This window comes from Saccharopolyspora sp. NPDC002578, from assembly GCF_053592695.1.
In genome coordinates, this window is the sequence record NZ_JBSFWJ010000002.1 from 201479 (window position 1) to 209889 (window position 8411).

Genomic DNA, 8411 nt, shown 5'->3' on the forward strand with positions numbered 1-8411 from the left:
ACAGCAGATGAGACGAACAGCAGCGATCTTGATCGCGACCACCGGCCTCCTCGCGGGTTCGGTCGGGCAGGCCGCGGCGGTCGGCAGCTGGACGGAGGAACCGGTGCCGACGACGGCCGAGAGCGCCACGTTGACCGCCGCGGGCAGCGCCCAGGGCGAATCCTGGGCCTTCGGCTACGACGGCGCGAACCCCAAGTTCCAGACCAGCGCGGTGTACCGGAAGGACGAGCAGGGCTGGCAGGCGGTGCCGCTCGACGACATCGGGCCGCTGACGGACGGCGCGGTCCTCGCACCGGGCGATGCCTGGACGATCGGAACGTCGCCCGGCACCGGGTCCGGCAGCTCGGCGCACTGGAACGGCCAGGAGTGGACTCCGATCGAGCTCGATCCCCTGCCCGGCAAGTACGTGCGGCCGCTGGCGCTGAAGGCGTTCGCCCCGGACGACGTGTGGACGGTCGGCCACGCCTATTCCACGCGCGGCTTGGCGCAGCACTGGGACGGCGCGAAGTGGACCGACGTCCCGGTCCCGGTGCTGGAGAGCGGCGGCTACTCCCTGGTGGACGTGGACGGCGCGGCGACGAACGACCTGTGGTCGGTCGGCAGCGTCCCGTCGACCTCGCGCGGCGTCGCCTTGCACTGGGACGGCGCGGCGTGGACCGAGGTGCCCGCCCCGGACTTCGATCCGAACCCCGAGGTTCCGGAGGCGCTCACCAACGTGCTCGCCCTCGCGGCGGACGACGTGTGGGTCGGCGGCCACACCGGCGAGTCGCAGCACCAGATCCCGTACACCGCGCACTGGGACGGCACCGGCTGGGAGGTGTTCGAGCTCCCCGAATCGGGCCACGTCACCGACCTGATCCAGGTCGGCGACGAGGTACAGCTCTTCGCGATCGGCCCGAACCTCGAACCGATCTGGTACGCGTGGACCGACGGCGAGTGGCTGGGCCGGCTCGCACCGCCGATGGTCCGCGTCGAAGGCGCGGCCGTGCAGGACGACGGTGCCGTGCTCGGCGTCGGCTACACCGGCTCCGGCGACGCGCTGAATCCGTACACCGCGACCTACCACGAGTGACACCCGCCCGTTCCGGTCCAGCGTTCCGCCCGGAACGCTGGACCGGTGGTGCGTCTCGAACCGACCTCCCCGCGTACTTCCCGCACACCGCAGTGGAGCGATCGCCGGTTCTCGCGCCCTCTTGCGCGAATTCGTCCACAAAGGATTCTGTTCGAATTAGGCTGAAGAACAAGAGATCCAACTTTCACACGGATCACCGCGTTGACCTTATGATGAACCCATGTCATCGTCGGTATCAGTTCCCGAAAAGACGCTTGAACATTGGGCGAGCCAGTACGTCACCTACCGGTACGCGTCCAAAGCAGCACTGTGGTGGCCCACCACCGGCGAAGATCTCGAACTGGGATGGTTACCCCCGAAACCGGGAAAAAGCGTACGGCTGGAACTGAAGACGACGACGCTCAGCCCATCGGGCTCGCACGCCGTGAAGATCGATATTCGCCAACTCTGGAAGTATCAGCAGCTTCCACAAGGGCATCAGCCCTTCTACGTTTTCCCTTGCCCCTTCTGGGAAGGTGAACTGCACAAGGCAGCCTCCGCCGCACATCGCAAGGTCACCGAGCTGGGATTCTCCCGCAGCGGTCGCCGGTGGTGGTTCGCCGAGTGGATGGTGGTACTCACCGCCGCCCAGGTGGCCAACGTGTTCCGGCCGGAGCTTCGTGATTACGCTCGAACCCGCCGCGACGCAACCCGCACGCTCGTCAGCTTCGCGCCGAACGACCCCACGCCACGGTGGCATGTCGCGGCGACCCCGAAACCGAATCCCGTACCGTGGCGGAAGTTCTGGACGGTGCTGGAACGGTGCGGATACCGAGACTGGCCACAGCTGATCAGAGTTCCGCAGAAATACTTCACATCGAAGCACGAGCTCTTCTCGTACGGCTACGTGCTGGAGATGATGCAAGCCGCCGCAGAAGCGGGCGACTACGGGCAGCTCGTCACGTTGGCTCCCAGTGAGAACGCCTTCCACGTGGTCCCGAGTTTCACAACGGGTCTCGCCGATGACGCAGAGGAGATCACCCGGGAGTCCGAGAACCGGCCGTTCGGAGTGCACTTGGACATCACCGCATTGAGCTGGGACACCTGATGGCATGCACACAACAGAGGCACGAACAGGACACCCGCAGAACCGACAACGGAGAAGCGCTGCACTGGTGCCACCGCGCTCCCCGGCCCACCGTCGCCTATGACGATGGGCCGGGGGCACCGGCCTACCAGGTCACGGGCAGGGCGTGGAGGCCGAAGATGGCGGCGTCGTTCTTCAGCGGGATCTCGTCGAGGGACGACGCCGGGCGCAGGTCGGGGACCTTGCGGAACAGGGTCTCGTAGACGATCTCCAGTTCCATCCGGGCGAGGTTCTGGCCGAGGCACTGGTGCGGGCCGTAGCCGAAGGCGACGTGCTGGCGGGCGCCGCGTTCGACGTCGATCTCCTCGGGGTTGTCGAACGCCGCCGGGTCGCGGTTGGCGGCGCCGCCGAGGGCGAACACGCCCTCCCCCGCCTTGATCGGCTGGCCGCCGATCTCCAAGTCCTCCTTGGCGATCCGCACGGTGATCAGGTCGGTGATGCTGAAGTAGCGCAGCAGTTCGTCGACCACGTCGAGGGTGCTGCTCGTGTCGCCGACGATCCGGTCGCGCAGCTGCGAATTCTGCATCAGCGCCAGCGATCCCAGCGAGATCATGTTGCCGGTGGTGTCGTGCCCGGCGGTGAGCAGCAGGAACGCCAGGTCGACCAGTTCGGCGTGGTCGTAGGAGCGTTCCTCGGGGGATTTGGCGGCCTGACGGCTGAGCAGGTCGTCGCCGGGTTCCTTCTCCTTGCTCGTCACCAGTTCGTCCAAGTAGGACTGCAGGTCGAAGAACGCCTGTTGGCGGGCCAGCGGCGGTTCGGTGGTGTTGAGCATCGTCGAGGTGCGGTCCTCGAAGAACTCGTGGTCGTCGTAGGAGACCCCGAGCAGTTCGCAGATCACCAGCGACGGCACCGGGAACGACAGCGCCTTGACCAGGTCGGCCGGTTTCGGGCCCGCCAGCATCGCGTCGACGGCCTCGTCGACGATCTGCTGGATGCGGGGGCGCAGCGCCTCGGTCTTGCGCACCGTGAACTCGCCGACGACGGCGCGGCGGGCACGGGTGTGCACCGGCGGGTCCATGCCCGCCAGCGACAGCGTGGAGTCGTTGTCGCTCTTGGCTAGCTCGACCATGTGCGGGAAGTCCGGGTCACCGCGGTCGGAGCTCAGCCGGGGGTCGATGAGCGCTTTGCGGACGTCCTCGTAGCGGGTGACGATCCACGCGTGCCGCCCGGTGGGCAGCAGCACCCGCCGCACCGGCGCGTTCTCCCGCAGGTCCGGGTATTGCTCGGGCAACCGGTACGGGCACTTGCGCGGCGGCGGGAAGGACAGTGCGGTGTCTTCTTCGACGAGTTCGGCCACGAAAATCGTTCCTGTTCAGTACGAGGCGCGGCAGCGCCGGGGCGGGATCGGGTGTGCGGAAGGAAACCGGCGAAGTCGATCCCGCCGTGAGAAGACCGCCGCAGCGCGTGCGCGAGATCTGTCGGTCGTGCAGGCGGTCGGGGCGAGCGAAGCGAAACCCGCCCTGCGGCCGTGCCTGGATGCGCGAAGCGCACAGCCCACGTCACCGGGCCGACAACCGGCGGGTGCTCAGCGGATTCCCCGCGAGGACGGCATTTTCCCCTCGTGGCTGAGCCACTCGGGGTAAAGATCCCGCGGCGAGGAATCCGCTGAGGTTCCGCTACCCGACCATCACAGCGACCTCACCGAGGCTTTTCCGCCGTCAGCAGGACGGAGCCGAACTCGTCGACGTCCACCATGTCGGCGGGGCTGAACTTCTTGTCGGATTCTTCCTCGAAGACCGGGTCGAGCTGGTCGTTGGCCTGGCTCATCTGCTGGAACGTGGGGCGCACGCTCTGCTCGGTGATGTCGAAGAACTCGGCGATGCGCAGGCCGGCGCGGCGCAGCATCGGCAGGTAGTCGTCGCCGTCGGCCAGCGTCATGATGAAGTCCCGCAGGCAGCGGTCGACGTGCTCCTGCTTGTCGGCGGGAATCGGGCCGCGGGCGAAGAAGTCGGTCAGCGTGAGGCGCCCACCGGGCTTGAGCACCCGCTGGATCTCGCTGAGGACCTGCTCGCGGTCGGGCATGTGGAAGATCGACTCGATGGCGATGACGGCGTCGAAGGACGCGTCGGGGAACGGCAGGTTCATCGCGTCGCCGTGCTGGAACTCCACCTGGCCCGCCAGGCCCTCGGCTTCGGCGAGCTCGGTGGCGCGGGTGATCTGGTCGCGGCTGATGGCGATGCCGGTGACGTGCGCGCCGGTGCGTCGGGCGATGCGGCCGGCGGGCTGGCCGAGGCCGCAGCCCACGTCGAGCACCTTGTGCCCGGCCTCCAGGCGCAACCGGTCGGTCATCATGTCGGTGAGGCGGTCGGCGGCCTCCACGAGCGGCACCTCGGTGTTGTCGAGGTCCCAGAATCCGAGGTGCAGGCTGCCGCCGGTGCCTTCGGTGTCGAGGGCGGTGAGGCGGTCGTAGAGCAGACCGACCTCTTCGGGAACGGACAGGGTGGCGTTCTGGGCGGACATGGGGGCCTTCCTTCTGTTCGCTGCTTGACGGGGATGTCGGCGAGCACCGGCCTGGCCGGTATCGCGGGATCGCGCGGCGCCGGTTTTCTGCGCGATCAGCTGGCCGCTTTCGGCGGAATCGCGGTGGATTCTCACCGAAAGGGCGAATACGGGAGTCGGGTGCGCGTGTCCCCTGCCCGCAAAGTACACGTTCGCGGTCCGGCGGTGAACACTTCCGCGAATGCGGAAACAGGCACTGGGGAAATCATTGGTCTTTGCTTTTCCGCGTCGGCTCAGTCGGCGATCTTGATGAGGGTTTTCCCGGTGTTCGCGCCGCTCAGCATGTCCAGGAAGGCCCGCGGGGCCTGCTCGACGCCCTTGACCACGGTCTCCCGGCAGGACACTTCGCCGCGGGCGAGCCAGCCGCCCATCTCGGTGAGGAACCGGTCCTTCACGTTCTCGTAGTGGCCCACCAGGAATCCGCGCATCGTGATTCCTTTGCCGATGGCCTGCATCAGGTTCCGCGGGCCTATCACCTCGCCCTTTTCGTTGTACTGGGAAATCGCTCCGCACAGCGCGAAGCGGGCGCCCATCTTCGCCAGCAGCAAAGCCGCGTCCAGGTGGTCGCCGCCCACGTTGTCGAAGTAGACGTCGAAGCCTTCCGGCGACGCCTTCACCAGTTGCTGCCAGATCGGGCCGTCGCGGTAGTTGAACGCGCGGTCGAAACCGAGCTCCTCGGTCAGGTAGCGGACCTTCTCCGGACTGCCCGCCGAACCGATCACCTTCGACGCGCCGCGCAACCGGGCGATCTGGCCGACCAGCGAGCCGACGGTGCCCGCCGCGCCGGAGACGAACACGACGTCGCCCGGCCGGAACTCCGCTGCTTCCAGCAGTCCGGCGTAGGCGGCGTGACCGGGCATGCCCAGCGCGCCGAGGTAGGCGGCCGGCGGCGCCACCCCGGTGTCGATCTTGGTGGCGCCGGCGGCGCCGACGACGGAGAACTCGCGCCAGCCGAGGCCGTGCAGCACCACGTCACCGGCGGCGAGCTGCGGCGAGCGCGACTCGACGACCTCGCCGACCGCGCCGCCTTCGAGGGGTTTGCCGATCTGGAACGGCGGCACGTAGGTGCGCACGTTGTTCATCCGACCGCGCATGTACGGGTCGACGCTCATCACCAGGTTGCGCACCAGCACCTGGCCGGGTCCGACGGCGGGCACTTCGGCTCGCACGACGGCGAAGTTCTCCGGCGTCGGCCACCCGTCGGGCCGGGCGGCCAGCCGGACTTCGGTGCCCGTGGTCGGGACGGTCATCACGATCTCCTCGGAAGCGTTGGTGCGGCGCGGCTTTCAACCGGCGGCGGCGGGTTCGCGGGCGGGGGCGGCGAGCGGTTCGAGGCCGAGCGTGCGCTGCCAGGTCCGGACCGCGGCGCCGATGGCCTCGACGGCGCCGTCGAGCAGCAGCAGCCCGATCTCGTCGACGTGGCGGTTGCGCCACGACTCCAGCTCGGTGCCGCGCACCCACTCGTTGAACGCGCCCAGCGCGGGGCCGGTGTGCACCTGGCGGTTGACCTTGTCCTGCTCGTCGCCGGTCATGGCCAGGCGCGTGCTGTAGTGGAAGTACCAGCGGAACAGCTGCGCCAGCTTCAGCTTCGGTTCCGCTTCGAGACGGACGATCTGCTCCGCGCGGCCGCGCGAGCGCAGGTAGGCGCACACCTCGTCCCACACCTGCTCGGCGCTGCGGTGGAAGTAGGTGCGTTCCAGCAGCGCGCGGGTCTTCGCCGGGATCTCCTCCCAGCCGTCGTAGTGCGAGTACAGCGCGAACAGCTTGTTCGCGCGGGTGGGGAAGAAGACGCCCTTGCGCAGCACCTGCACCTGGGAGCCCATTTCGAACATGTCGCCCGCCGGGGCGTAGCCGGTGTCGTCGACGCCGATGCCCTGCAGGTCGTCCTTGACGGTGCCGCTCATCGCCGACTCCGCGGTGCACTGGTTCACCGAGCCGGTGACCACGTAGTCGGCGCCGAGCACGAACGCCGCGGCCACCGCCGACGGGGTGCCGATGCCACCGGCGAGGCCCACGCAGATCGGTTCGGCGTAGCCGTGGCGCCGCGCGGCGCGCTGCCGGAGTTCGAGCATGGCGGGCATCAGGACCGAGGCGATGCCGCCGTCGGTGTGCCCGCCGGAGTCGGCCTCCACGGTGAGGTCGTGGCTCATCGGCACCTGCGCGGCCAGCCGGACCTGCTCGTCGGTGAGGGCGCCTTCCGCGCGCAGCTTCGCCAGAATCCGCGGCGGTGGCGGAGCCAGGAACTCCTCGGCGATCTCCGGCCGGGACACCTTCGCGACGATGCGGTGGTCGCACACCGGATTCCCGTCCGGTCCGCGCCGCAGTCCGCTGGCGCGGAACAGCACCAGCGCCGGGGTCATCCGGATGAACGCCGACGCCTCGACGATGCGCACGCCGAGCCGCAGCAGCAGCTCCACCACGTCGCGTTCGGCCGCCGGATCGTCGTGGTCGGCCAGCAGGTTCACGCCGTAGGCCTGCCCGTCGGGCAGGCCGCGCTGGATCTCCCGCACGCCGCGTTCGACCTCGGCGTGCGGGAGCCCGCCGGTGCCGAGGACGCCGAGCATCCCGGCACGGCCGAACCGCACGACCATCTCGGGGGAGGCGATGCCGCGGTACAGGCCACCGCCCGCGTAGGCGTAGCGCAGGCCGAGCCGGTCGCGGAACACCTGGCTTCCCAAGGAGTTCGCCGGAGTCGCGGCGACCGGGCCCGGCGGTGCGCCCGACACCGCCGGAGCGGGTGCGGCCGGAACGGTCGGGAGCGCGGGCGGCGACACCACCGGCGCGGGTGGCACGACGGACGCGCGCGGCGCGACGACCGGATTCGGTGCGGCGACACGATCCGGCGTCCCCTCGACCGCCGCCGGTGCCGGGCGCGGTGCCGAGCGGATCTGCTCGACGAGCTTGCCCACCACCTTCCCGCCGAGCTCGACGAACTCCGCCACGCCCGCGTCGAGCAGGTGGTGCACGCTCTCCGTCCAGCGCACCGGCCGCACGATCTGCTCGGCGAGCACCCGCGCCGTCTCCCCCGCCCGGTACGGCGCGGCGGTGGCGTTCGCGATCACCGGGACGCGCGGGTCGCCGAGCCGGAATTCGCCGAGGTAGCAGGCGAATTCATCCTTGGCCTCCAGCATCAGCGGCGAGTGGAAGGCGCCCGAGACGTTGAGCCGGGCGCACCGGATCTCGCGGGATTCCAGGTGCGGCACCAGTTCCGCGATGGTGTCGACCTCGCCGGAGACGACCTGCTGGGCGGGCGCGTTGTCGTTGGCCACGGCCAGCGATCCGAACCCGCCCTCGTCCAGCAATCCGCGCAGCCGCGCCGGATCGAGCCCGAGCACCGCGACCATGCCACCGCCGCGGGCCTGCGACATCAGCTCGCCGCGCCGCTGGACCAGGCGCAACCCGGTGGCGAAGTCGAAGGCGCCCGCCGCGTGCAGCGCGCAGTACTCGCCGAGGCTGTGCCCGGCGAACCGGTCCGGTTCGGCGGCGCCGTCCTCGCGCCACTTGCGGTAGGCGAGGGTCCCGACGACGTACAGCGCGGGCTGGGTGTAGCGGGTGTCGCCGAGCCGCTTGTCCGGATCCTCCAGGCACAGCTGCCGGATCGAGTAGCCGAGCACCTCGGAGGCTTCCCGCTCCGCCTGCGGGTAGGTGTCGAACAGCTCCCGTCCCATGCCGCGCCGCTGGGCGCCCTGGCCGGGGAAGATCACCGCGCGCATG

At 69.5% G+C, this 8411-nt stretch carries 6 protein-coding genes; 2 read left to right on the forward strand and 4 right to left on the reverse strand.

Going from position 1 to position 8411, the window contains the following annotated elements:
• Positions 1-7 precede the first annotated feature (7 nt).
• Positions 8-1072: a hypothetical protein gene (locus tag ACWD38_RS02490; protein ID WP_184478805.1), complete on the forward strand. Its 1065-nt coding sequence runs from the start codon at positions 8-10 to the stop codon at positions 1070-1072.
• 220 nt (positions 1073-1292) lie between these two features.
• Complete coding sequence (locus ACWD38_RS02495; RefSeq protein WP_450123181.1) at positions 1293-2159, forward strand: hypothetical protein; 867 nt, start codon at positions 1293-1295, stop codon at positions 2157-2159.
• A gap of 124 nt (positions 2160-2283) precedes the next feature.
• On the opposite strand, the gene ACWD38_RS02500 is transcribed toward ACWD38_RS02495, so the two are convergent.
• The 4 genes from ACWD38_RS02500 to fabD all read right to left on the reverse strand — a co-directional run bounded on the left by ACWD38_RS02500 (position 2284) and on the right by fabD (position 8410).
• On the reverse strand, positions 2284-3495 hold the full coding sequence (locus ACWD38_RS02500) for a cytochrome P450 (protein ID WP_184478803.1): 1212 nt from the start codon (positions 3493-3495) through the stop codon (positions 2284-2286).
• A 341-nt stretch (positions 3496-3836) separates the two neighbouring features.
• Positions 3837-4658 carry a methyltransferase domain-containing protein gene (locus tag ACWD38_RS02505; protein ID WP_184478802.1) on the reverse strand — a complete coding sequence of 274 codons (822 nt, stop codon included), beginning with the start codon at positions 4656-4658 and terminating at the stop codon, positions 3837-3839.
• 272 nt (positions 4659-4930) lie between these two features.
• Positions 4931-5947 (reverse strand): NADP-dependent oxidoreductase, encoded by a 1017-nt coding sequence (locus tag ACWD38_RS02510; RefSeq protein WP_184478801.1) that lies wholly within the window; start codon positions 5945-5947, stop codon positions 4931-4933.
• A gap of 36 nt (positions 5948-5983) precedes the next feature.
• Positions 5984-8410, reverse strand: a complete 2427-nt coding sequence (gene fabD / locus ACWD38_RS02515; RefSeq protein WP_184478800.1) for an ACP S-malonyltransferase — start codon at positions 8408-8410, stop codon at positions 5984-5986.
• Position 8411: the final 1 nt, after the last annotated feature.

Excerpts from the sequence above, each read along its gene's own strand:
- ACWD38_RS02510 (WP_184478801.1), bottom strand. The coding sequence starts at position 5,947 with ATGACCGTCCCGACCACGGGCACCGAAGTCCGGCTGGCCGCCCGGCCC.
- fabD (WP_184478800.1), bottom strand. The coding sequence starts at position 8,410 with ATGCGCGCGGTGATCTTCCCCGGCCAGGGCGCCCAGCGGCGCGGCATG.
- ACWD38_RS02495 (WP_450123181.1), top strand. The coding sequence starts at position 1,293 with ATGTCATCGTCGGTATCAGTTCCCGAAAAGACGCTTGAACATTGGGCG.
- ACWD38_RS02490 (WP_184478805.1), top strand. The coding sequence starts at position 8 with ATGAGACGAACAGCAGCGATCTTGATCGCGACCACCGGCCTCCTCGCG.
- ACWD38_RS02505 (WP_184478802.1), bottom strand. The coding sequence starts at position 4,658 with ATGTCCGCCCAGAACGCCACCCTGTCCGTTCCCGAAGAGGTCGGTCTG.